General features: G+C 59.8%; 21 protein-coding genes. 10 read left to right on the top strand and 11 right to left on the bottom strand.

Annotated features, from left to right (window positions below; translation table 11 throughout):
- Positions 1 to 7 precede the first annotated feature (7 nt).
- The gene (locus DEVEQU_RS01720; RefSeq protein ID WP_164550199.1) at positions 8 to 961 is read left to right on the top strand and encodes a branched-chain amino acid ABC transporter permease; all 954 of its coding nucleotides are present in this window, start codon (positions 8 to 10) and stop codon (positions 959 to 961) included.
- Between the two features lie 134 nt (positions 962 to 1,095).
- Here DEVEQU_RS01720 and DEVEQU_RS01715 read toward each other — a convergent pair whose 3' ends face one another.
- Complete coding sequence (locus DEVEQU_RS01715) at positions 1,096 to 2,214, bottom strand: CobW family GTP-binding protein (RefSeq protein ID WP_126148824.1); 1,119 nt, start codon at positions 2,212 to 2,214, stop codon at positions 1,096 to 1,098.
- Positions 2,215 to 2,527: 313 nt separating this feature from the next.
- Between DEVEQU_RS01715 and DEVEQU_RS01710 the strand changes: the two genes are divergently transcribed.
- The 3 genes from DEVEQU_RS01710 to DEVEQU_RS01700 all read left to right on the top strand — a co-directional run bounded on the left by DEVEQU_RS01710 (position 2,528) and on the right by DEVEQU_RS01700 (position 5,603).
- The gene (locus DEVEQU_RS01710) at positions 2,528 to 3,175 is read left to right on the top strand and encodes a class I SAM-dependent methyltransferase (protein ID WP_126148823.1); all 648 of its coding nucleotides are present in this window, start codon (positions 2,528 to 2,530) and stop codon (positions 3,173 to 3,175) included.
- Positions 3,176 to 3,410: 235 nt separating this feature from the next.
- On the top strand, positions 3,411 to 4,340 hold the full coding sequence (locus DEVEQU_RS01705; RefSeq protein WP_126148822.1) for a sulfurtransferase: 930 nt from the start codon (positions 3,411 to 3,413) through the stop codon (positions 4,338 to 4,340).
- A gap of 66 nt (positions 4,341 to 4,406) precedes the next feature.
- Positions 4,407 to 5,603 (top strand): YeeE/YedE family protein, encoded by a 1,197-nt coding sequence (locus DEVEQU_RS01700; RefSeq protein WP_126148821.1) that lies wholly within the window; start codon positions 4,407 to 4,409, stop codon positions 5,601 to 5,603.
- A gap of 83 nt (positions 5,604 to 5,686) precedes the next feature.
- Here the strand turns inward: DEVEQU_RS01700 and DEVEQU_RS01695 are convergent, their stop codons facing one another.
- A complete protein-coding gene (locus DEVEQU_RS01695; RefSeq protein WP_126148820.1) occupies positions 5,687 to 5,995 on the bottom strand; it encodes a hypothetical protein in 309 nt (102 codons plus the stop codon).
- Positions 5,996 to 6,564: 569 nt separating this feature from the next.
- Here DEVEQU_RS01695 and DEVEQU_RS01690 point away from each other — a divergent pair.
- Positions 6,565 to 7,299, top strand: coding sequence for an HpcH/HpaI aldolase family protein (locus DEVEQU_RS01690; RefSeq protein ID WP_126148819.1), 735 nt, complete (start codon positions 6,565 to 6,567; stop codon positions 7,297 to 7,299).
- 82 nt (positions 7,300 to 7,381) lie between these two features.
- Positions 7,382 to 8,302: a LysR family transcriptional regulator gene (locus tag DEVEQU_RS01685; protein WP_126148818.1), complete on the top strand. Its 921-nt coding sequence runs from the start codon at positions 7,382 to 7,384 to the stop codon at positions 8,300 to 8,302.
- Positions 8,303 to 8,323: 21 nt separating this feature from the next.
- On the opposite strand, the gene DEVEQU_RS01680 is transcribed toward DEVEQU_RS01685, so the two are convergent.
- The 8 genes from DEVEQU_RS01680 to DEVEQU_RS01645 are packed head-to-tail and all read right to left on the bottom strand — an operon-like array spanning position 8,324 to position 16,697.
- On the bottom strand, positions 8,324 to 9,232 hold the full coding sequence (locus DEVEQU_RS01680) for a GntR family transcriptional regulator (RefSeq protein WP_126148817.1): 909 nt from the start codon (positions 9,230 to 9,232) through the stop codon (positions 8,324 to 8,326).
- 34 nt (positions 9,233 to 9,266) lie between these two features.
- A complete protein-coding gene (locus DEVEQU_RS01675) occupies positions 9,267 to 11,063 on the bottom strand; it encodes an ABC transporter ATP-binding protein (RefSeq protein ID WP_126148816.1) in 1,797 nt (598 codons plus the stop codon).
- Entirely contained in the window at positions 11,063 to 11,890 is an 828-nt protein-coding gene (locus DEVEQU_RS01670; protein WP_126148815.1) for an ABC transporter permease, read from the bottom strand. Before DEVEQU_RS01670 ends, DEVEQU_RS01675 begins: the two co-directional genes overlap by 1 nt.
- On the bottom strand, positions 11,887 to 12,825 hold the full coding sequence (locus tag DEVEQU_RS01665; protein ID WP_126148814.1) for an ABC transporter permease: 939 nt from the start codon (positions 12,823 to 12,825) through the stop codon (positions 11,887 to 11,889). The genes DEVEQU_RS01670 and DEVEQU_RS01665 overlap by 4 nt, the downstream gene beginning before the upstream one ends.
- Before the next feature lie 27 nt (positions 12,826 to 12,852).
- Positions 12,853 to 14,445: an ABC transporter substrate-binding protein gene (locus DEVEQU_RS01660; protein WP_164550197.1), complete on the bottom strand. Its 1,593-nt coding sequence runs from the start codon at positions 14,443 to 14,445 to the stop codon at positions 12,853 to 12,855.
- A 50-nt stretch (positions 14,446 to 14,495) separates the two neighbouring features.
- Positions 14,496 to 15,581, bottom strand: a complete 1,086-nt coding sequence (locus tag DEVEQU_RS01655; protein WP_164550196.1) for a C45 family autoproteolytic acyltransferase/hydolase — start codon at positions 15,579 to 15,581, stop codon at positions 14,496 to 14,498.
- On the bottom strand, positions 15,578 to 16,417 hold the full coding sequence (locus DEVEQU_RS01650) for an alpha/beta hydrolase (protein WP_206437761.1): 840 nt from the start codon (positions 16,415 to 16,417) through the stop codon (positions 15,578 to 15,580). The genes DEVEQU_RS01655 and DEVEQU_RS01650 overlap by 4 nt, the downstream gene beginning before the upstream one ends.
- A 16-nt stretch (positions 16,418 to 16,433) precedes the next feature.
- Positions 16,434 to 16,697, bottom strand: a complete 264-nt coding sequence (locus DEVEQU_RS01645; RefSeq protein ID WP_126148810.1) for a hypothetical protein — start codon at positions 16,695 to 16,697, stop codon at positions 16,434 to 16,436.
- Here DEVEQU_RS01645 and DEVEQU_RS01640 point away from each other — a divergent pair.
- On the top strand, positions 16,683 to 17,741 hold the full coding sequence (locus tag DEVEQU_RS01640; RefSeq protein WP_126148809.1) for a pyridoxal-phosphate dependent enzyme: 1,059 nt from the start codon (positions 16,683 to 16,685) through the stop codon (positions 17,739 to 17,741). The genes DEVEQU_RS01645 and DEVEQU_RS01640 overlap by 15 nt on opposite strands.
- Before the next feature lie 27 nt (positions 17,742 to 17,768).
- Positions 17,769 to 18,938, top strand: a complete 1,170-nt coding sequence (locus DEVEQU_RS01635; protein WP_126148808.1) for a M20 aminoacylase family protein — start codon at positions 17,769 to 17,771, stop codon at positions 18,936 to 18,938.
- Positions 18,939 to 18,969: 31 nt separating this feature from the next.
- Here the strand turns inward: DEVEQU_RS01635 and DEVEQU_RS01630 are convergent, their stop codons facing one another.
- Positions 18,970 to 19,647, bottom strand: coding sequence for an RraA family protein (locus tag DEVEQU_RS01630; protein ID WP_126148807.1), 678 nt, complete (start codon positions 19,645 to 19,647; stop codon positions 18,970 to 18,972).
- A 54-nt stretch (positions 19,648 to 19,701) separates the two neighbouring features.
- On the opposite strand from DEVEQU_RS01630, the gene DEVEQU_RS01625 reads away from it, so the two are divergent.
- Both DEVEQU_RS01625 and DEVEQU_RS01620 read left to right on the top strand, forming a co-directional pair.
- Positions 19,702 to 20,247: an Lrp/AsnC family transcriptional regulator gene (locus DEVEQU_RS01625; protein WP_223214068.1), complete on the top strand. Its 546-nt coding sequence runs from the start codon at positions 19,702 to 19,704 to the stop codon at positions 20,245 to 20,247.
- A 77-nt stretch (positions 20,248 to 20,324) separates the two neighbouring features.
- Positions 20,325 to 21,497, top strand: coding sequence for a phosphoserine transaminase (locus DEVEQU_RS01620; protein WP_126148806.1), 1,173 nt, complete (start codon positions 20,325 to 20,327; stop codon positions 21,495 to 21,497).
- Positions 21,498 to 21,715: the final 218 nt, after the last annotated feature.

Below are 21,715 nucleotides of genomic sequence, written 5' to 3'. Positions count from 1 at the left end.
GGCGCAAATGAGTTCCTTCCTGCGATCCAGCCTCACTTTTCCAGCGCTCGGCCTCGCCGCCATAGCCGATGCCTTGATCCTGCTGCCGATTGACCTGCGCCTGGCCATGGAGGTGCTCCTGTTGCTGGCCATGGCACAGGGTTGGAACCTGCTCTGCGGCTATACGGGTCTATTGTCCTTTGGCCACCACGCCTTTGTCGGCCTGGGCGCATATGTTCTGTTCATGACGGTGAACACGACCGGCCTCTCGCCTGCCTGGGCGATCCTGGCGGCGGCGCTCGTGGCGCTGGTGGTTGGCCTTGCCATGTGGGCTTTGCTGCGCAAGCTCAGGGGGCCCTATTTCTCCATTGGCACATGGGTGCTGGCCGACAGCCTGCGCCTGCTGTTTGGCCAGTGGGAATGGCTCGGCTCCTCGCGCGGCATCGTGCTCAATCCGGCCAGTATTGATCCAACCAGCTTTGCCGACATGGTTTTCTATCTTGCCCTGGCTCTCGCGACTCTCACGATTTTCGGCGTCTTTGCGCTGCTGCGCAGCCGGACCCGACTGGCCCTCATGGCCATCCGCGACAATGAAGCGGGCGCCGCCAGTGTTGGCATTGCGGTGGCCCGAAACCAGCTCGCGGCCTTTCCCATATCGGCCTCGATCTGCGCCGCGGCCGGCGCCATCTATTATCTGTCGGTGCTCTATGTGGACCCGAGCGGTGCCTTTGATATCGACTGGAAGATTCGCGTGCTGTTCATCGTCATCGTGGGCGGATTGGGCACCATCGAGGGGCCGATTATTGGCGTCGTCATCTATTTCGGGCTGCGCGAACTGTTCCGCGATGCCGGGGATCTGTTCCTGATCTTCCAGGGGCTGACGGCCTTTCTCGTGCCGCTGGTCATGCCCGGAGGTATCTGGGGGCTCATCCAGTCCCGCACCGGCTGGCAGTTGTTCCCGACGCGTCGCGTCGCCCAATAGCCACCCATGCCAGAGGGATCACCAGCTCGCTGGCCGAGATCCTGAGCGAGTAGTACTTAACCTTGTTCGCTCGGGATCCGTCAGCGGTGCGATCTCGCGTGACGCGCGCGTTCAACCCGCGAACTCATGCTGTTTCAGTGTTCGCTCTTCGTGTCTGGTGCAGCAGTTTCGGCCTTACGCACGCGCTTCGGCTTGAGCACCTGCAGGAAGCTTTCGAGCGCCATCTCATCGATCCCGTCGGCAATGATGACAAGGCGGGTTCGGCGATCTTCGCTGGGCCAACGCTCCAGTCGTTGCGGCGGATGAAAGGTACCTTGCACGATGTGGATGAGGTAGGGCCGGTCAGGATCATCAGCAAGCGAGAGCAGGCCTTTGAGCCGCAGCAGCCGATTTCCGGCCGCGCGCATGAGGATATCGAGGAAGCTGGTCACCTGCCTTGAGGTGACGGAGCCGTCCAGGACCATGCTTTTGGTGTAGACATCTGAGTGGCGGTTGCCGGGGAGCCACTGCGAGACGTCCTTTGCCCCAAAGGCCTTTGACAGTGGGCTCTCTGCCTTGAGCCAGCCGATCACGTCCATGCTCCTGCCATCAGGGGCGTAGATGCCATGCTCCAGAAGACTTTCGGGCTGTGCCAGGGGATCCTGAATGTCGAAGACCCGTGCCGCGGGGTTAATCCGGGCCACAAGGGCCATCAAGGCTTCGCGGCGATCTGCTTGAGCCTGTGTCAGCATATCTGCCTTGGTCAGCGCGACGCGATCGGCGAAGGCAAGCTGCTTGTGTGCCAGAATCCTCTCTTCGACTGTTTCTTTGCCTTTCACCGCGTCCAGCGTGGTGATGACGGAGGCCAGCGCAAAGAAACGTCCGGCGATTGAATACGAGCTTGCGATCAGCATTTGGTTGATGATCGGGGCCGGATCGGCCAGTCCGGTCGTTTCGATCAAGACACGGTCGACGGCGCTGACATCGCCATTGTCGATCGCTGCCGAAAGTCGCGCCAGGGTACTGACGATGTCATTGCCTGGCTCACAGCAGATGCAGCCGTTTGACGTCTCGATCAGGTCGGAAGCGGTTCCGTCGACCTTGAAGAGATCATTGTCGATCGCAACGTCCCCGAACTCGTTGACGATGACGGCGGTACGTGGCCCGTCGGCCAGCAGCATGCGATTAAGCAGCGTCGTTTTGCCCGAACCAAGAAATCCCGTCAGCAGGTAGACCGGTATCGGATTGTCGAAATGTCCGATGGCAGCGCTCATTTTGAGACACCGAAGCCAACCTCCGAGACTCCGCGCTCAGAGCCAGCTGACCGCTCTGTAGCTGGAAGCAACAAGCTCCACACCTTTTGCCGGTTTAGCGTCAGGGTTAGTTCGCAATCCATGCCGATTCCAGTCTTGCATCAACAGGGAGTAACGTAATAACGTTACGAACATTTGCAACCCTATTCTGGATCGGCTTTTGAAACCTGCGGCAGTGACGACCTTCATCCCGGCGCTGGGTTACGGCGGACATCCTGGGATGCGCGCCTCGACCTGCCGGCACGACTTCCCGACACGGCAGACGGAGTAGTTGATGGTCGACCAAGCCTACACAGCCGAGCAGGCCCTGACATACGAAGAAGACACCGAACACACACTGCCTCGCGAAGAAGCGGAGGCCTGGATTGCAATAATCCACGCTATGGGTCTGCCGACCGAAGCGCGGATAGTGGATTACGGTGCAGGCACCGGCACGCTGATGGCAGCCCTTAAAGGCGCCGGCTACCCCGTTCTGAGCCTTGAGCCGTCCAATCACATGGTAGCGGAGGGCCTGCGGCTTCATCCTGAGCTCGGCGTCAATGACTTCATTGTGGGAACGGATATGAGCCCGGACCCGCAAGGCGGCGGTGGTTTCGATCTGATCGTTTCGCGCCAGGTGCTGTGCCACCTCAAACGCCCTGACCTCGTTTTCAAGCAACTCCACCAATGGCTTCGCCCGAACGGCTGGGTACTGCTTGTCGACGGCTTCTGGACAGGGTTTTCCGCCGACCAAAAACAGGTTTTCCCTCTGGCCGGTATCAAGGATGCGACCTTGGCCGCAGAGGCATTGGCCGCGGCCGGTTTTGACATTGCGCGGGCCGAAGCCTTCCATGAACTCAATCAAGCACGCGCAGCGGTATGTCCCGGAGGCGTGAGCCGCTACGTGATTGTCGGACGCAAATCCCTATCTGCCCTTGGCTGAGGCGGCTCGACACACCACGAATCCAATAGACCAACACATCCGATCAAGGGCGACCTTGATGAAATAGTCCACTAAGTTGATAGACAAAATTTCTGCGCCATCCCGGCTCCGGGAGCAGCTTTTTTGTTCGCTTCGGCAGGTATTTGGTCCCTGATGCTTTGATCCCCCCGCCGCCTTTTCGCCATGATTAGGGGGCGCGGCAGAGGGCCGCGACTGGAAGCGAACGAGGCTTAGAATGAATGCTCTGACCAAGCGCATAACCGCTGTGGCCACCGCCATAGCCATCGCCGCCGTGCCAGCCGTAGCACTTGGCGAGGATGGCGCGCTGGTGACTGCCGATTGGCTGGCCGAAAACCTGACCAACCCCGATGTCCGCGTGTTCGAAGTCAGCGTCGATACCGGCGTTTATGAACGTGGCCATATTCCAGGGGCGGTAAACCTCGCCTGGCACACCGACCTCGTCGATACCGTTCGCCGCGACATTGTTTCGAGCCAGGGGCTCGAAGCCATCCTGCAGGCTGCCGGCGTCACCGAGGACACGACGGTCGTGCTTTATGGCGACAACAACAACTGGTTTGCCGCCTGGGGCGCCTGGGTGTTCGATATTCACGGCATACACGACGTGAAGCTGCTCGATGGTGGCCGCAAGCTCTGGGAAGCCGAGGGGCTGCCGCTCGACACGGCAACGCCGGAATATGCCGCGTCTTCCATCGACCTGCCCGACGATGCCGCGCCACTGCGTGCGCGCCTTGTCGACGTGCTTGAAGTGGTCGAAGGTGGGGCGGACGTTTCGCTGGTCGACATCCGTGGCCCCAAGGAATATAGCGGCGAAATCTTCGCACCCGAAGGCGTGCAGGAACTGTCGGTGCGCGCCGGCCATATTCCTGGCGCGGTAAACTTCCCCTGGGGCGGTGCGGTCAACGAGGACGGCACCTTTAAGTCCGCCGATGAACTCAAGGCCGCCTTCGCCGCCATCGGCATTGATGGCACCAAGCCGATCATCACCTATTGCCGCATTGGCGAGCGCTCCAGCCACACCTGGTTCGTGCTCTCCCGCATCCTCGGCTACGAGGTGCGCAATTACGATGGCTCCTGGACCGAATATGGCAACGCTGTCGGCGTTCCGATCGACAACCCGTCCGGCACCGTCTGGGGCAAGATCTGACGCAAAGCCGAAGTCGGCTCGTATCAGGCGGGCGCTTCACGGCGCCCGCCTCGCCCGGGGACAAAAATGACCAATCCTGCCATTCGCTATGGCCTGCCTGCCCTCATCGCCCTGGCGCTAGGCTGGGGATTTCTCACTCTGGACGCGCAAGGGCCACAAGGACGCCCACTAGCTCTATCCCTGGTGCTGGGCGCGGCATTCGGCGCTGTTCTGCAGCGCAGCCGCTTCTGCTTTTACTGCAATTTCCGCGACCTGATTGAGAAGCGCGAGGCCGGCGGCGTGATCGCCATTTTTGTCGCATTAGCCGTGGGCGCCATCGGCTACACGACGATCTTTGGAGCCTGGCTGCCAAGCCCGGCGCTGGAGCGGCTGCCGCCCACTGCGCATATCGGCCCGGTCAGCATTACGCTGGTCATCGCCGCCTTTGCCTTCGGCATTGGCATGGCCATTTCCGGCTCCTGCCTGTCCGCGCATTTCTATCGGCTGGCAGAAGGCTCGGTTATTTCCCCCTTTGCCATCATCGGCGCATTGGTCGGGTTCGGCATTGGGTTTCTTACCTGGAATCCCCTTTTTCTCGCCATGACGTCAAACGCTTTCATTTTCTGGCTTCCCCATCACCTTGGCTATGCCGGTGGGCTGTCTGCCACTTTGCTCGCGGTCGCTGCGCTGGCGGCTCTGGCCATCTGGTGGTCCCGCCCGAGGGCAGGCGAAGCCCGTGCCCCGCTAACCTTGCGCGAAGCCATGAGCCTTTTGTTCCTCCGTCGCTGGCCGCCGGTGGTGGCCGGTACTCTGGTCGGCATCATCGCCACATTGGCCTATTTTCGCGTCGCACCCCTCGGCGTCACCGCCGAACTGGGCAGCATTGCCCGCACGGCCGGCACCAACTGGGCCATTCTGCCTTCTTCGCTGTTCGGCCTAGACGGGCTTCGGGGCTGCGCCACGGTCGTGAAGGAGGCCCTGCTTTCGAACAATGGCCTTTTCGTCATCGGCCTGATCGCAGCCAGCTGGATCACCTCGCTGCTTGCGGGCCAGTTCAAGCCGCGGCGGCTCACCGGCACGGATGTGGCGCGGGGCCTTGTTGGCGGCCTGTTGCTCGGCTGGGGCGCCATGACGGCGCTGGGTTGCACGGTGGGCGTGCTGCTCTCGGGCATCCATGCCGGCTCGTTATCGGGCTGGGTGTTTCTGGCGGCGATGAGCCTGGGGATCCTCATCAGCCTCTGGGCTGCGTCGCTTTTCAAGCGCACAGTACGCTTGGCGTCCTGATCCAGCCTGAGAGCACCCCGCCCGGCCGTCGTTTCACTGCCGAACTTGCTGCAAGTCGTGGCCTCAAGACAATCAAGCCACACCTATCGCAATACCTTGCAGGCGACAGCGTCTGCCGTTGGAGATGGCGCGCTCGAACTGTTTGAAAACCCCATGCCGATCGCCACTCTGATGTTCGCCATTGCGCTGCCCATGCTGGCGGCAGCGGCATGGGCAGCGCTGTTCGGGTTGCCTGGTTTTGGTAGCGAAGCCATCATTGTCGTCTTCGCCTTCGGGCTTTGCGGCAGCTTCATTTGCTTTTGGGGGTGCAAGCGATCCAGCGCAGCAATAGGCCCTATCTGCGCAACTTCCCCGACCGGCTTGAGCACCAATACCTCGACCAGCCAATCCATTGGGAAGATTTGCGAGACCTCACCGTAGTCAACCAGGCTGGCACCATGGTAGCCACCTTCCTCTCGAACGCTCAGCGGCCTTTCCAAAGCGGGTCGGCTTTGGTGAGTGTGGAAGGATCATCCTCAATGCGGGCGCCGGTGTTGTTACCATTCGCTCGGTGCCACCACGCCACTTCAAGGCCGCAGGCTATGTCGACCTCATGATGCGCTACGCCGATGCAGCAGCAGCGCGGAACGCCCTTAATAGCACTGCCGATCCGCATTTACCCTGTGGGACCGCCAACAATAAGCTGAGGTATTGGCGCGTGTACGCCTATTGCAGCCTATGTCGCGCCAGTATGTGATGCCGGATTGACATCATTGATATCTCGTCGCGAGAGTATCCCACAGCAACAACCTGCTATTCACACGCGTCCTGCCGACTTTGTTCCCTCTGTTAATGGGAGTTTTTGTCCCGTATCGCCCTCGTAGCTGACGTGCTTTTTCTATCCATCCCTTTAGTTTTTCTTGCTGGATCGGGCCGAAGGCAGGGCATAGATGGTCGGCGGTTTATAAACGCGAGACCAAACATGGAAAAGATTTGCCTCTGGGTATCCCAGCCCCATTTCGGGTTTCTGGAGATCGCCAAACTGATGGGAATCGGCAGTATTGTCGTTGAGCTTGAGCACGGCACCTTTGACCTTGCCACGCTCGACCAATTCCTGGCGATGACGCGAGCCCTGGGTGTCCGCACACTCGCCAAAGTGATCGCCACCACGACAGAAGCGATCCAGCAAGCACTCGATTTTGGCGCCGATGCCGTAGTGATTCCCCACCTGCTCGGCGTCGATCATGTCCGCGAGATCACGCAGGCTGCAAAATACCCGCCCCATGGCATTCGCTCTTATACCGGTGGGCGCGTCTATGGGTATGGTCGCCCGGCGGCGGACGCTTTTGACCGGGAAAACCGTCGCACGAAGTGCTACGCCATGATCGAAACCTCAGAAAGCCTTGAAGACGTCGAAAAGATCGCGGCGCTTCCGAATGTGGACGGTATCTTCCCCGGGCCCTCAGATCTTTCGCTCTCGCGCGGCCGGGGCGCCTACAGCTTCAGCGCGGCAGACCTTTTTGATCTCACGCGATGCGCCCGTGCTGCTCAAACCTGCGGGAAGCCATGGGTCATGCCGGCCTGGACACCCGAAGAAAGGGCTTTCGGGGCAAAAGAGGGTGCTGAATTACTTGTCGTGGCGAGCCAATCCATGACTATACGCGCTGGGCTCAGCGCCACGCTCGGTGCCCTCCGACAAGAAAAAATCCTGGCTTGATCCGCTTTGGACAGCGGGCCCTGATTGCGCAAACGGCGCATTTTGCGATAGGGTCAGGCATCATTTTCAGCGAACCTGACCTGTGAACATACGCTTCCTGCAAACCGTGGTGTGGCTCGCCGAACTGCGCAGTTTCAGGGTAACGGCCGAGCGTATGAATATTACGCCGGCCGCCATTTCCAGCCGCGTAGCCGCACTGGAACAGGAACTCGGATTTCGTCTTTTTGAGCGGGATTCCCGCGATGTCCGGCCGACGCTCATCGGCGCGCGGTTTATCGAGGGCGCGAGAGATATCGTGCAGCGTTACGACCAGCTGCTCGACGACACCAGCCAGGCGCTCGAACCCGATGGCGACATCCGAATAGGTGTGCTTCCCAGCATGGCCTCCACGCTGCTTCCCTCGATCATAAGCACGCTGCGCGAGCGATTTCCCCGCATCCGCGTATCCATCAGCACAGAGTCATCCCCGACCATTCTGCACCACCTGGAGCATCGCGAACTCGACATCATCCTGGGCTTTCCCGGAACAGACCACGCCCTTTACCGCATTACGCCTCTTTGTCGCTTTCAGATGATATGGGTTTCGAGCAAGGACTATCCGTCTGACGACGATCCGCTCGTGCGCGCGGAAAGGCTACGAGCCTCGCCAATCATCTCCTATCAGGTGGGCACTCAGAACCACCGCCGGCTGAGCGACTATATGTTGAAGGCAAGCTTCGAGGAGGCCATCGTGCACTACTCCAACTCTCTTGCGACGACAATCGGTATGGTCAGTGCCGGCATAGGTCTATCGGTGCTGCCTGCGGCAACCATAGGCGCAGAAGTGCGCGCTGGGACGCTCAAGGCGCTTGAAGTAGAGCAGAATTTCCCACCAACGGACTATTTCGCGGTGTGTCTGCAACCCCCCACATCCCGCTTTGCGCCTAAAGTTGCTGCAATCGCTGCGGAATGTGCCGAGGCATTTTGCGCACGAGTAGGTCCTGGCATTGCGACGATGCTTTAGGACAAGCTACAGCGAGACGGGCTAGCCTCGCACGCGTGGCGCTCTTTCCAGATGCCGCCGCATGAGAACGGCGGCGAAATCCCGGTCCCCTTCCTCTACGGCATCGAGTATCGCTAAATGCTCAGCGCAGGATTGCTGCATACGCGCAATCGGCAAGGTGGGAAAAGATGCGAATTCGTGCACGCGGCGAAGCCGGTTCTGGATTTCGACGGATCGCTTGATGAAGATATTGCCTGAGCACTCGGCCAGAAGCAGGTGGAATCCTGCATTGATGGCATAGAACGCGTCAGCGGTGCCGTCCTCAAGGTCAGCCAGAAAATTATCGTGTTCGGATCGGACACGCCTTGCTGCAACCCGGTCGAGCATAAAGTTCTCGTCCGTCAGCCCGCCACATTCAATGAGAATGCGAAAGCGGTAGCTCTGCTCCAAGGCCTCAGGCGTGGTCAGGCCCGGCTCGAAATGCCAACCCTTGCCCTGGCTGCGATTGAGGATGCCGAACTGGGAAAGCGCCTGCAGGGCCGAGCGCAGCTGGCCGGCGGATACGCCATAGCGCTGCGTAAGCGAGTTCTCCGCCACCGTGTCCGGCAAATCGCCATTGGCATAGTCGCGCAGGATTATGTCGTGAAGCTCCGGGACGGTGCGCGACCGCCCCGCAACATGCAAGGCCATAAGGCCGGCTGCGGATTCGGTGAGAAAAAAGCCCCGATTGGGTCGGGCCTCCACAATCCCGCGATCAGCCAGTCGCTTAAGGGCATGGCGGATCGGTGACCGCGAAACCCGCAGCTTTTCGCTCAACCCCAATTCGGTCAGATGAGCGCCGCTCGCATAGTTTTCCTTTATGGCAAGCCTGACGATCTGATCGGCCAATGCGTCATAAAAACGCCGCTCAGCTCTCGGAGGCTCATGCCCATCGTGCCCTCCTAGGGTCATCTTCCTGCCTTTTCGCCTTGCGCTGCCGCGTCGTTCACCCGCTGACGACGGACATCAGAGGCACACATGATACCCGATGTTGGTCGCCGACGTCGATCAACGTGGCCGGCCCGGCAGCGTTCTGCCAGTCAAATCGCATTCCCGGGGGCGCTGCGGGTTCGTCGTTATAGTGCCGACGCCGAATCTCATAAGCGCCCGGCTCGACCTCATGCAAGTCAGGAACGGCCTGAAGCAGAAGGCGTGTGTAGGGATGATGGGGGTGATCAAAGATCGCATCCCTGACACCTTCCTCCACCACGCGCCCCGCCTGCATGACCAAGACCCGGTCGGCGACCTGCTCCACCACGCCGAGATCGTGCGAAATAAAGAGATAGGCAAAGCCGTGCTGGCGTTGCAGCCGCTTCATCAGTTCCAGAATTTTTGCCTGAACGGTTATGTCGAGCGCCGAAACCGGCTCATCAGCAATGACCAATGTGGGGCGCATGATAAGGGCGCGGGCGATGCAGACGCGTTGCCTTTGGCCGCCAGAAAGCTGGTGTGGAAACCGGTCCAGAAACGAGGCCGGCAGGTCGACCTCTTCAAGAACCGCTGCAGCGCGGGACCGGTAGTCGCGCCGATGCACTTCTGGATCGCCTCGCAAGCCCTCTGCCACGATCTCATGAATGCGCCGACGCGGGTCGAGCGAGGAATAAGGGTCCTGAAAAACGATCTGCGTCTCACGGCGCAAATGGCGCAGCGCATTTTCGGACAGCGACTGGATATCCTGGCCAGCAATGCGGATTACGCCGCCGGATCTGTCAACAAGGCGCAAAATTGAGCGCCCCAGCGTCGTCTTGCCGGAGCCGGATTCCCCCACCACCGCCACGGTTTCTCCCGCGCGGATAGTAAGGGACACACCCTTTAATGCATCCGTGGTGGTCGCAGGCGTAAATGGCAGGCTGCCCTTGCGTGTGAAAACCACGCGCAGATTTTCAACTTCGAGCAGCGGGGCTCCCGGCGCGAACGCGCCGGCCTGGGCGCCGGACGAGGATTTCTGGCGGCTCGGAAGCGAGCCGATCAGGGTCTGAGTGTAGGGGTGTCGAGGTCTGAGCAGAATATCCCGCGTGTTGCCCTTCTCGACCAATTCACCCTTCTGCATAACCACAAGACGCTCAGTATAGGCGCCAACAACGCCGAGATCGTGCGATATCAACATGACCGCAACGCCGAGATCGCGTGTGATCTCCCCCATTATCTCGAGCACTTCACGCTGGATCACTGCATCAAGTGCTGTTGTCGGCTCATCGGCGATCAACAGTTTCGGTTCCATCAGCAGTACCGACGCCAGCATGATGCGCTGGCGCATGCCGCCCGAGAACTCATGCGGATATTGGCGAAGGCAGCGCCTGGGATCAGCGATGCGGACCCGCTCCAGCATGTCGAGAATACGCTGGCCGCCGGCTTGGTCGTCCATACGCCCATGGGCTCGCAAACCTTCTTCGATTTGCGCGCCGATGGTGAGAGCGGGATTGAGAGATGTCATCGGCTCTTGAAAGACCATCCCGATCCCGGCGCCACGCACCGATCGCATCTGGCGTGCGCCCAGATCAAACAATGATTGTCCCTCGAACATTATGCGACCACGAACGACAGTGGCCTGGGACGGCAAGAGACGCATGGCTGCGCGCGCGAGCATGCTTTTGCCACTGCCGGACTCGCCAACAACGCCGACAGTCTCGCCGCGACCGATGGCGAAGCTGATATCGCGCACCACTTCCCCGATGCCGGGAAAGGCAATTGTTAGGTTGTTCACCGAGAACAAGGGCAGCAGATCCTGATTTGAGCGGTCCATCAGATGTGTCCTTTTACCCGAGGATCGAGCAGGTCGCGCAGCCTATCGCCCGTCAGGTTGACCCCCAGCAGGAGATAGGAGATGGCAAGTCCGGGATAGATGACGGCCCACGGCGCCTGCGAGAAAATATTGCGTCCATCCGAGAGCATGGCACCCCATGTCGGCACGTGCGGCGGCACCCCCAGACCCAGAAAACTCAAGGCGCTTTCGGTGAGCACCGCAGAGCCGAAAAGGCTGGTGCCAACCACCGTCAACGGGGCCACACAATTGGGCAGGATATGGTAGGCGATCGTGAAGAAATCCCGGTTCCCCAGCGCACGCGAGGCCTCGATAAACTCTTTTTCGCGCAAGGACAGCACCGTCGAACGCACCACCCGGAAGACAACGGGCGTAAATGTAACCGCCATGGCTCCGATCAGCCCGGCCACGCTGGGGCCGGTAACCGTCATGATGGCCAGGGCCAGCAGAATGCCCGGCATGGCCAGGATGGCATCCATCACCAACATGGCAATTCGGTCCGGCCATCCCATGAAATAGCCGGAAATGGCTCCAAGCAGGCTGCCGATCAGCAGGGCGCCGATGACCGCTGAACCGCTGACGGCGGCGCTGGTTGAAGCGCCCAGCAGCAGGCGGCTGAACAGGTCGCGCCCCAGATGATCGGTGCCGGTCACATAAGGCAAAGCCGGCGGCAGGTAACGATGCGCGAAATCAAGTGCGTTGGGATCGAAGGGCGTCCAGACCAAGCCGACGATTGCCAATATCACGACGCTGACAAGCAGGCTGGGGCCAAAGCCGATCCAGCCAAGAGAACGGAACAGGCGGATCATAGCTTAACCCTCGGATCGAGCAGCGGGTAGCACAGGTCCACCAGCAAATTCACCACGATGAAAATGAAGGACACGAACATCAGACAGCCCTGAACCACCAGATAGTCGCGGGCATAGATGGCATCGACGAGATAGCGTCCGAGGCCGGGTATGGAAAACACCGTCTCTGTCACCGCTGCGCCGCCAAGGCTGTTGCCTAGCGTAATGCCGATCAAGGTGAGGGTTGGCGCAAGCGAGTTGGGCAGCACATGGCGGAGCAGGACGCGTCTTTCGCTCAGCCCCTTTGCCCGGGCATGGGCGATGTAATCGAGTTGCAGCACTTCGAGGGCGCTGGAGCGGGCCATGCGCATGATCGAGGCCAGCTCGCCTACCACCAGGGCGGCGACAGGCATAAGCATGTAGAGCACGCCACGCACAAAATCGTCGCCGAGCGAGACATAGCCAACGACCGGCAGCCAGCGCAGCGAGATTCCGAAAATCAGGATCAGAATGAGTCCCACCCAGAAAGTGGGCATAGACACGAGCAGCATGGCCGTGAGCCGCAGGGCATAGTCAAGGCTGGTGCGAGCCCGCCAGGCCGCGACCACGCCCATTGGCACAGCGATCAGCGCGGCCAGCAACAGCGCCGTGCCGGCAAAGGCGGCGGTCACCGAAAAACGATAAAGTATCGTGGGCAGGATCGGCTCGCCATTGCGCATGGAATTGCCGAAGTCGCCCTGCAGCAGATTGAGTATCCATATCCCGAACTGGACCAGCAAAGGCTGGTCCAGTCCGAGCTCCTTGCGCACACGGGCGATCGTTTCCAGATCGTCCATGTCGCCGACCAGCAATTGTGCAGGATCGCCGGGGATAAGCCGCATGAGAGTGAAGACAATTACGGCAACCACGAGCAATGTCGGAATAGCCATGAGAATTCGTCTGAATGCGTAAAGCATATTGATCCCCGTCCCGGTGTGATTGGCCTATTCGGCGAGCCAGATGCCCCAGAGGCGTGGATGCCCCACGCCGAACTCGCTATATCCCATGAGCCTGTCGGTACTGGCGGACACAACGGCGGGATTATAGAGGCTGGCCCCCGGCAGGTCTTCGATCAGCACGCGGTGCATTGCGTCGAAGGCTGCCTGGCGCCCCGCGGTGTCGAGCGTGGTCGCAGCCTGGCGCAGGAGGGCGGTGAACTCGTCCGAGACGATTTCATGGGCCTTGGCGGTGTCGGGCTTGGTGTCACTGACCAGCTCGAAACTGAGATAGGGTTCGGTGCGCGGGGAATAGCTATAGACCATCATCTGGTAGCCGCCAGCATAGTAGGCGTCGTCCTGCGTCGCCCATTCAACCACTTCAAGCTCGACGTTGAATCCGGCGCGCTTGAGCTGTTCCTGCACGATAAGGGACGTATCGTAGTCGTCCTGAAAGCGGCGGTTGGTCATTATCTTTAGCGTTTCACCAGTATAGTCGGCGTCTTCCGCATGAGCCTTGGCGTTGGCCGGATCAAAGGCGGGACGCTGATCCTGCACACTGGTGTGGAAGTTGCTGAGCAGCGGGACAGCCGATGGATTGCCCTTGGCAAGCCCGTTGGACATGATCTGGGCCACTTCGTCGATATCGATGGCCTCCGTGATTGCCTGGCGCAGATTCACGTCGGTGAAAAGCCCGTCCTTGCGATTGAACAGCAGAAGCTTCCAATTGAAGGAGTCCGAGGAATAGACCTTAAGCCCATCCTTGGTTTCGAGTTCAGTGAGATCGTTGGGGGTAAACTCACGGGACAATTGTACGTCGCCGGCCAGCAGTGCCGCCTTGGCGACGGCGGCATCGGGAACCACCATGAATTTGAGGCTGTCGATATAGGGTGTCCGGTCGCCGGCAAAGCCACTCTTGGGATCGGTATTGGCGACATAACCCTCGAAACGTTCAAGGATTACATATTCGCCCTGCTTCCATTCAGCCAGCTTGTAGGGGCCGGTGGCGATGGGCGTCAGGAACTTTCCGTCAGCGCCGATCGAGTCGGGGTGCAGGATCGGGCCGATACACTGGTGGTTCGCCATCTTGGGCAGGAAGATCGCAGTGGGCTCGACCAGATTGAACACAATGGTCTGCGCATCCGGCGTATCTATGGATTGAATGACCACATCGCCACCGGGCACAAACCAGCTGCGGCAGCGCCAGCCTGTTTGCTCGTTGAGCAGGCGGTCCCAGCTCCACTTGACCTCGGCCGAGGTGACAGGAGCGCCGTTATGGAAGGTCATGCCGTCGCGCAAGGTAAAGGTGTAGCTCAGACCATCCTCGGAGACGGAGAGCGACTTGGCCCCGAGCAGACCGACGCTGCCATCTTCCTTATAGGCGACGAGCCCTTCAGCCACGTGATTGATCACCGCGTCTGTGTTGCCGTCACGCGTGACGCCGGGATTGATGCCCTGAATATCGGTGGTCAACGCAATAGCCAGACTGCCGCCGGCCACTGGCATTGCGTCCTCGGCCCATGCACTGCTGGCCAGCAGGGTTGCTGTCAGCATTCCGAGCGTGCCCATCCATTTCGCCAGTGGTGCCTTTGAAGTCCTCATATGCATTGTTTCCTCCTGCTCGGATTTTTGCGGCGTAGGCGCGCCGCGCGCTATGAAAACGCGTATTCCGTAAAGTCCTGTGCCAGATAAGGCTGTCGGCTGACCCACATCCGGCCCCTCGCCGGTTCCATGATGATCGTGGCGACAGTCGCTTCCATCACGCCGGCCTTTTCAGACCTGGGCGGCTGCAACACGCCATAGGGCGCATCCGTGCTATCCATGAATGCGTCAATGATGGTCTGGCGATCGACCGGTCCGCTGCGACGATTGAGCGTGCCTTCGATCAGCATTTCGCGCACCAGAGAGTCTGGCGAGCGACGCACGCCTTCATCGACTGCGGACACCAGGGCCGCCGGACTGGTAAAATGATTGGCATGCACCAGCAGGCCATCGCGTGGCTTGAGCCAGAACACATCGCTGGGCGTGGTTTCGAGATCAATGGCCATGCCATCTCGATGGCTCAACATGAAATTGTGCGAATAGTTTCTCGGTGACTTCATGATCACGCCGATGGCTTCGCCCAGCGTTTTCTGGAGCAGCACGTTTCGCCGTATGACCGGGCTACAGACGCCCTGGGTTTCGCCTTCACGGTCGGTGTGCAAACCATTTGCCGTTAGTGCAAGACCGGCATTGTTCATGCCGCACCGCGCTACTTGTCCGGCTTCGGCCAGGCCCAGAATTTCGTGGTCCCGCTCGTCCCTGAAGTGAAGGACAATTGTTGATTCAGCCGCGGCGTCCAACCAGTCCCAGTTCTGCCCATGCAGGACGGTGCCGTCGCGGGTAACGTCCGGCAAAGCCACAATGCCCGAGCATTCGGCAGGCGCTGGCTGGTTACGGTAGTTCCGGGCGTTGATCACCTCTGTGCGGGCATTGATCGCCACAATGGCGGTCACCGGCAGCTCGGCGCCTTCCGCTATGGCGGCAATCTCGATCATGGTGTCAGGATCATAAAGAGCGATGTGCTGCGAAACCTGATCGCAAACCTTTTCGACCTCGGGCCAGAAAATACTGCGGCGCTCGAACTCTCCACGGTAGAGCGCCAGGGCACGGTGAATATACTCACCCGCGGACCGGCCGTATTGCAGACCGCGATCACGGGGGCCGCCCTCGATATGGATAAGGGGAAAGGCGGTCATTTGCGGTCCTTCTGAGCAAGGCATTTACGGAAAAAGTCGAAGACCGGATTGAGAACCTGAGTGCCGCTATGGGCGACGCCAGCCACACTATCCAGTGTCACATCGATCCCATGGCTTTCCAGGTTCTGACGCAAAGCCTCAAGCCGCTCGACGCGGTTGGCGCCCGCGTCATTTGCCCCTTCTCTCCATGTCCAGCTGTCTGGTTTGATGCGAACGTTCCAGGTCTCTGTGTCCAGTGCGCCAACGACCAGATGAACCGGCACGCGGCGGAGAGCTGCGATGTCGATCGCCTTACCGAATCGCTCCGCGACGCCAGCCGTGCCCGGCCACCATTCGACATCCGGATCGATGCGGGTGACGGAGCCGGGAGCACCGACAGAGACGCCTAAAAGACGTTCGGGGTGGAGGTAGTAGAAGCGATGGACAAATTGTCCGCCGCCCGAAAAGCCGAACAACAGGAATTCCGGCGCGATCTTGCCGAGGGCTTCGCGCACCTGCCCGACCATGGCAATCAGTGACTGATCGAAGCGTATGCCCTTGAATTCAAGATATTTGTAATTGTGCTGCTCTTCCGGCGCTGCGGCATAGGGCGCGCTGACCCCCATGGGAAACAGCGGCGCCATCACCACACATCCGGTTTCTTCCGCCAGGCTGGCGAAAGCGTCGCGATAGCCTTCGGCCGTGCGCTTAGTGCCGTGGACGGCAACGATGAGCCGGACCTGCTTGACCTCATCACGGTAATAGCTGGGCGGCACATAGAGACAGTAGGAAAACCGGCTGTCTTGCTGCAGCGAGAAGAATGGCGTGCCCTGATAATAGGGGAAATATCGTTCCATGCTCATCTTCGGCACCTCATTGACGCTTAATTTTTGTATTAACGGTCGACTCCATACAATGTAAAGCTGCTTGCTTGACGGACAGAAGCGCGCTTAGAGGCAGGTGCAAGTCATTGATAAAGCTTGCTTTTCGTATTTCCTTCTTAGCAGCGGCTGGATCAGATCGCCGAAAGTCGGCGAAAACTGCACCTAATTCGGCGATTTCAGTCGTTGTGGCGCAGTATTTTGCAGCGATCCGGGCAGGACGACCCGGATACTGCAGCGCATGAAAACAGATCATGCACCTGCCCCAAGGGCACACACCGTTCTTGCCGACGTCTTTGGCGACCTAGAGCCAACCGCCCTCATGCAGCTTACGCCTATGGCGCGCGCTGTCGGTATCGGGGCCGTGTTTGCCAAGGTGGAAACAACCCGGCCGCTTGGCAGCTTCAAATCACTAGGCGGCACCTTCGCGGCTATCTCGGCTGTGGCGCGGGCCATCGGCAGACCGAGAGAATGGATTGGCGATGCAGGTGCGATGCCGGATCCGCCACCTCACCTGATTTGTGTCAGCGATGGCAATCATGGCCTTGCCGTGGCCGCCGGAGCGCGGCATGCGGGCGTGCCTTGCACTGTCGTGCTCCATGGCGGCGTGCCGGAGGTAAGGGTCAAACGCATTCAAGACGCGGGCGCTTCGGTGAAAATTGCCGGCGGCACCTATGACGACGCGGTCGACATGGCGCGCATGCTGGCCGCTGCAAGCGGCTATCTTCTCATCCCTGATACCAGCCTTGATCCGGAAGACCCGGTCGTTGCCGACGTCATGGCAGGTTATGCCGTCATCACTGACGAATTGAAGCAACAGTTCACGCAGGCCCAACACGAATTGCCAACCCATGTCTTCGTGCAGGCCGGCGTGGGGGGGCTCGCCGCAGCAATCATAGGCGGCTTGCAGGGATGGCTCGCGGCGCCCGCGCGGGTGGTGATCGTCGAGCCCGATCAAGCACCCTGCGTTGCCCTTGCAATGGCCGCCGGACGTCCGGTGCGCGCTGCTGGCGATCTTGAAACATCGGCAGACATGCTCTCTTGCGGGGAAGCTAGCGCTCCCGCGCTTAAGACCCTGCGTGAATACGGTGCCCTGTGCATGACCGTATCCGAGGCAGAGCTTTCACACTCTGTAACGATCCTTGAGACAAGGCAGGGGATCATCACGACCAGTTCCGGTGCGGCGGGCCTCGCGGCCCTTTCCGTAGCAGCGGCCGACCCTGTGCGGCGTAAGGAACTGGCGCTGACCGAAGATAGCCGCGTTCTCGTCCTGATCACCGAAGCGCGTCCGACACCCTAATTCACAACCCCTATTGCGAGCTGTCCGATGAAACTATCCGCATCCACACACGAACAACTCACCCAGTGGCGGCGTCACCTGCACGCCCATCCAGAACTTGGCTTCGAAGAGCGGGCGACCTCCGATTTCGTTGCCGAGCGGCTGACAGAAATGGGCATTGCGGTAACGCGCAACATCGGTGGCACCGGCCTTGTCGGCACGCTTAGCGCTGGCACTGGCAATCGATCAATTGGGTTGAGGGCGGACATGGACGCCCTGGCCATTCAGGAAATTCCGGGTCGTGATCATGGCTCGCAAAACCCGGGAAAGATGCATGCATGTGGGCATGACGGGCACACCACAATGCTCCTTGGCGCTGCGCAGCACCTGGTCGCACATCCCGAGTTCAGCGGTACGGTGCATTTCATCTTTCAGCCTGCCGAAGAGCATGGGCGTGGCGCTCTGAGCATGATCGAAGACGGCCTTTTTGAGCGCTTCCCGATGGAAGAGATTTACGGCATCCACAACATGCCGGGCATTCCCGTCGGCCAGTTTGCAACGCGCCCCGGCCCATTCATGGGTGCAGAAGATAATTTTGAAATCGTCGTGACCGGCAAGGGCGTGCATGCCGCCCGGCCTCACTCGGGCGTCGATCCGATCGTGGCGGCATCGGCCATTGTCATGGGTCTCCAGACAATCGTGTCACGCCGCATTGATCCTACCCGCCCTTGCGTCGTGTCGGTCACCGAATTCATAATCAATGGGACTCGCAACGTTATTCCCTCCGAGGTTCGGATAAAGGGCGATTGCCGCAGTTTTCTGCCCGAAGTCAGTGCCGCCATCGAAACGGAAATGCGCCGCCTGGCCGATTCAATCGCCGCCGGATATGCCGCTAGTGCCACTGTTGCCTATAGCCGCGAATTCGTGCCTACGATCAACGCAGCCGAAACGACCGAGGCCTCAGTCAGAGTGGCTCGTCGGGTCCTCGGGGAGGATGCGGTTGATGCGGACTGCCCCCTGCGGATGGGGTCAGAGGATTTCGCCCATATGCTGGCGCGGGTGCCGGGCACGTTTGTTAATCTGGGCAACGGGGCGCCAGGTACGCCGGGGGCCACGCCACTGCACAATCCCGGTTATGATTTCAATGACGAGATCATCCCGCTCGGCGTTGCTTATTATACGGCTCTTGTCGCGGACCGGCTTCCCAGGGGCGCATAATAATGGTGGGAGGGGGAAATCCCCTCCCTTGTCATTGAGCCGCAAGGGCTTCCAGAACCATCCGGCTTGCGCCGGAGACGTCTCCGAGTTTTTCCCCGTCACGAACCCGGTGGATGCGGTCAAGCCCTTTTTCCTGCGCGCGCAGGCATTGATCGGCGAAGGCTTCAGCTCCGTCTCTGGGCAGAACCAGAATTCCGGACTGGTCGGCAATGATGATATCGCCTGCATGTACGGGTACGCCGCCACAACTGACCGGGTTGTTGAAACTGCCCCCCAGATTGGCAAGGCGCGTTGTGATGGCAGAAATGCCCCGCGACCAAACCGGCAGGCCGAAGCTCTCGATCTCTTCCGGATCGGTTGCTGGGCCATCAACGATTGCCCCCACCGCTCCGGCGCATTTGGCGGCATTGGTAACCCCACCGCCCCAGCAGGCATACCGGTTGTCGCCCAGCCGATCGACAACCACGATATCGCCCGGCCGCAGGAGCCCGGTTATGTGATGCAACAGCGTAGAATCCGTGCCACTGATCGACACTGTCACGGCACAGCCAACGACAGGGCCGCCGGGCCACACAGGGCGAAGGCCTCCATCCATGAAGCCCGTATCGCGCAGATGTCCCGCGGTCGCGGTTTCGACCTCTCTCAGCTTTTGCAGGAGTTGAACCGGGATCGGATCCGGCATTGAATCGGCAATCAGATAGCGGGGCATGGCGGCCTTCCATTTCCATTGACACTACGGCGGCAATCTAGCCGAGTGCGAGAGATGATTTGGGGCGAAGCGCCCACGCTGACCGAGGAAATGATGCGCAATCTCAACAGTAAAAGCCGAGTTTCGGCGGGCGCGGAAGGGGCAAATCTGGACTCCTTCGATCGCGCCATTCTCAACGTGGTGCAGGAGAATAACCAACTCACATCTTCTGAAATCGGGGATAGAGTCGGGCTGTCGTCAACCGCCTGCCTCCGCCGGCTATCCCGCCTGCGCCAGACAGGCATCATCAAGGCCGATGTGGCGATCGTGGACCCTGCAGTTGGTGGGGCGCGCGTAACACTGATCGTTCAGGTGTCGCTGGAACGCGAACAGGCAAGCCTTCTTGAGCAGTTCAAAAAAACAATGATTGCTCAGCCCGAAGTGGTCCAATGCTACTATGTCACCGGCGCCCACGACTTCGTGCTTATCGTCAATGTGCGCGATATGGCCGGCTATGATGAGTTCACCCAGGAGCATTTCTTCAACAATCCCAACGTGCGGCAGTTTTCGACCTCCGTGGTCATGCGGGAGGTCAAATTCTCGACGCGCATCATGCTTTAGTCTACATAATTTTGTATTTGTTGATCATTAAAAACAAATCTGCAAAGCTTAGGCGAATTGCATCGATGAGCTGAGTAATGTCCAGAGCAGAGCCCAAGACCCGTCCGTCCGACCCCAGGTTCTCCTCAGGCCCTGCCGCAAAGCGCCCCGGATGGTCGGCAAAATCGCTTGAGCTGCCATCGCTGGGCCGCTCTCACAGAGCGCCTCTCGCCCGCGGTCGAATTGCCCATGCGATCGAATTGACGCGCACCTTGCTCGAGATCCCCGCAGATTATCGCATTGCCATTGTCCCGGGTTCGGATACTGGCGCTGTCGAGATGGCCATGTGGTCGCTCCTCGGACCCCGGGGTGTTGATGTCCTGGCCTGGGAGCATTTTGGCGGCCTCTGGATAAAGGATATTGTCGACCAGCTCCGACTTGAGGATGTGCGTGTGCTCGTGGGGGCCGGCGACATTCGACACAGGCTCACCATGGTCGACTGGCAGCGAGACGTGGTGTTCACCTGGAACGGCACGGCAACCGGAACCTGCGTACCAGGGGCCGACTGGATCGAGTATGACCGGCAGGGCCTTGCGATCTGCGATGCGACCTCAGCAATCTTCGGCGAGCCAATTCCCGTCAGCAAGCTCGATGTCATCGCATTCTCGTGGCAAAAATGCCTTGGCGGCGAGGCGGCGCACGGCGTGCTTGTCTTAAGTCCAAAAGCGGTGGAGCGCCTGCTCAGCTACACTCCGCCCTGGCCAATGCCAAAACTTTTCCGCATGAAAGACAGCGCTGGGCTGCTGCCCGGCCTGTTCTCCGGCAATACCATCAACACGGTCTCACTCCTTTGCGTTGAAGACGCCATCGACAGCATGGAATGGGCTATTTCCATTGGCGGCCTGAGCGCGCTTCACCAAAGAGTGCGCGACAATTACCAGGTCGTCGCCGATTGGGTCGCGGCGAGCCCGTGGGCGGACTTCCTTGAAGCGGTCGAGCCCTGCCGTTCCCGCACGTCGGTGTGCCTGCGCATTTCCGACCCAAAAATCGCCGGCCTCGATGTAGCCGGACAGCATAGGTTTACGTCCGAAATTGCCCAGCGACTGGACAATATGGGGGCCGCCTTTGACATTTCGGGCTTTCGCACCGCGCCGCCAAGCCTCAGAATATGGTGCGGCCCAACCGTAGAAACCAATAATCTGAAAGCACTTATGCCTTGGCTAGACTGGGCATTCGCGGAGCAGGAACTGCATCTGCATCAACATTCATAAACTGGCGTGATAGGTTTTAATCGCGCATGCAAACTGCGCGAACAGTCGGCGTAATAATGGATCGAGTTTCATCGCCAACGCCCAAAGCGCATGGATATTCTGAAATTGTCCTGACGGCGTTTTAAAAATTACGTCTCTTAGTGCCACCTGTAGTGCCTGGGTTGGATATCGACAACCCGCTACCGAGTATGGATGTCATTTCGTCCAGTTCACAGCCG

Source organism: Devosia equisanguinis, from assembly GCF_900631955.1.
In the GTDB taxonomy this organism is placed as follows: domain Bacteria; phylum Pseudomonadota; class Alphaproteobacteria; order Rhizobiales; family Devosiaceae; genus Devosia; species Devosia equisanguinis.
The sequence above is the reverse complement of the archived record's forward strand: the minus strand, read 5'-3'. Positions and strand labels throughout refer to the sequence as shown.

What these genes read in the sequence shown, in the direction of transcription:
- DEVEQU_RS01650 (WP_206437761.1), bottom strand. Translation starts at nt 16,417, where the DNA reads ATGGAACGATATTTCCCCTATTATCAGGGCACGCCATTCTTCTCGCTG.
- DEVEQU_RS01630 (WP_126148807.1), bottom strand. Translation starts at nt 19,647, where the DNA reads ATGCCCCGCTATCTGATTGCCGATTCAATGCCGGATCCGATCCCGGTT.
- DEVEQU_RS01625 (WP_223214068.1), top strand. Translation starts at nt 19,702, where the DNA reads ATGATTTGGGGCGAAGCGCCCACGCTGACCGAGGAAATGATGCGCAAT.
- DEVEQU_RS01695 (WP_126148820.1), bottom strand. Translation starts at nt 5,995, where the DNA reads ATGGATTGGCTGGTCGAGGTATTGGTGCTCAAGCCGGTCGGGGAAGTT.
- DEVEQU_RS01680 (WP_126148817.1), bottom strand. Translation starts at nt 9,232, where the DNA reads ATGACCCTAGGAGGGCACGATGGGCATGAGCCTCCGAGAGCTGAGCGG.
- DEVEQU_RS01655 (WP_164550196.1), bottom strand. Translation starts at nt 15,581, where the DNA reads ATGACCGCCTTTCCCCTTATCCATATCGAGGGCGGCCCCCGTGATCGC.
- DEVEQU_RS01640 (WP_126148809.1), top strand. Translation starts at nt 16,683, where the DNA reads ATGAAAACAGATCATGCACCTGCCCCAAGGGCACACACCGTTCTTGCC.
- DEVEQU_RS01665 (WP_126148814.1), bottom strand. Translation starts at nt 12,825, where the DNA reads ATGCTTTACGCATTCAGACGAATTCTCATGGCTATTCCGACATTGCTC.
- DEVEQU_RS01705 (WP_126148822.1), top strand. Translation starts at nt 3,411, where the DNA reads ATGAATGCTCTGACCAAGCGCATAACCGCTGTGGCCACCGCCATAGCC.
- DEVEQU_RS01645 (WP_126148810.1), bottom strand. Translation starts at nt 16,697, where the DNA reads ATGATCTGTTTTCATGCGCTGCAGTATCCGGGTCGTCCTGCCCGGATC.
- DEVEQU_RS01670 (WP_126148815.1), bottom strand. Translation starts at nt 11,890, where the DNA reads ATGATCCGCCTGTTCCGTTCTCTTGGCTGGATCGGCTTTGGCCCCAGC.
- DEVEQU_RS01720 (WP_164550199.1), top strand. Translation starts at nt 8, where the DNA reads ATGAGTTCCTTCCTGCGATCCAGCCTCACTTTTCCAGCGCTCGGCCTC.
- DEVEQU_RS01715 (WP_126148824.1), bottom strand. Translation starts at nt 2,214, where the DNA reads ATGAGCGCTGCCATCGGACATTTCGACAATCCGATACCGGTCTACCTG.
- DEVEQU_RS01620 (WP_126148806.1), top strand. Translation starts at nt 20,325, where the DNA reads ATGTCCAGAGCAGAGCCCAAGACCCGTCCGTCCGACCCCAGGTTCTCC.
- DEVEQU_RS01700 (WP_126148821.1), top strand. Translation starts at nt 4,407, where the DNA reads ATGACCAATCCTGCCATTCGCTATGGCCTGCCTGCCCTCATCGCCCTG.
- DEVEQU_RS01660 (WP_164550197.1), bottom strand. Translation starts at nt 14,445, where the DNA reads ATGAGGACTTCAAAGGCACCACTGGCGAAATGGATGGGCACGCTCGGA.
- DEVEQU_RS01690 (WP_126148819.1), top strand. Translation starts at nt 6,565, where the DNA reads ATGGAAAAGATTTGCCTCTGGGTATCCCAGCCCCATTTCGGGTTTCTG.
- DEVEQU_RS01635 (WP_126148808.1), top strand. Translation starts at nt 17,769, where the DNA reads ATGAAACTATCCGCATCCACACACGAACAACTCACCCAGTGGCGGCGT.
- DEVEQU_RS01710 (WP_126148823.1), top strand. Translation starts at nt 2,528, where the DNA reads ATGGTCGACCAAGCCTACACAGCCGAGCAGGCCCTGACATACGAAGAA.
- DEVEQU_RS01675 (WP_126148816.1), bottom strand. Translation starts at nt 11,063, where the DNA reads ATGGACCGCTCAAATCAGGATCTGCTGCCCTTGTTCTCGGTGAACAAC.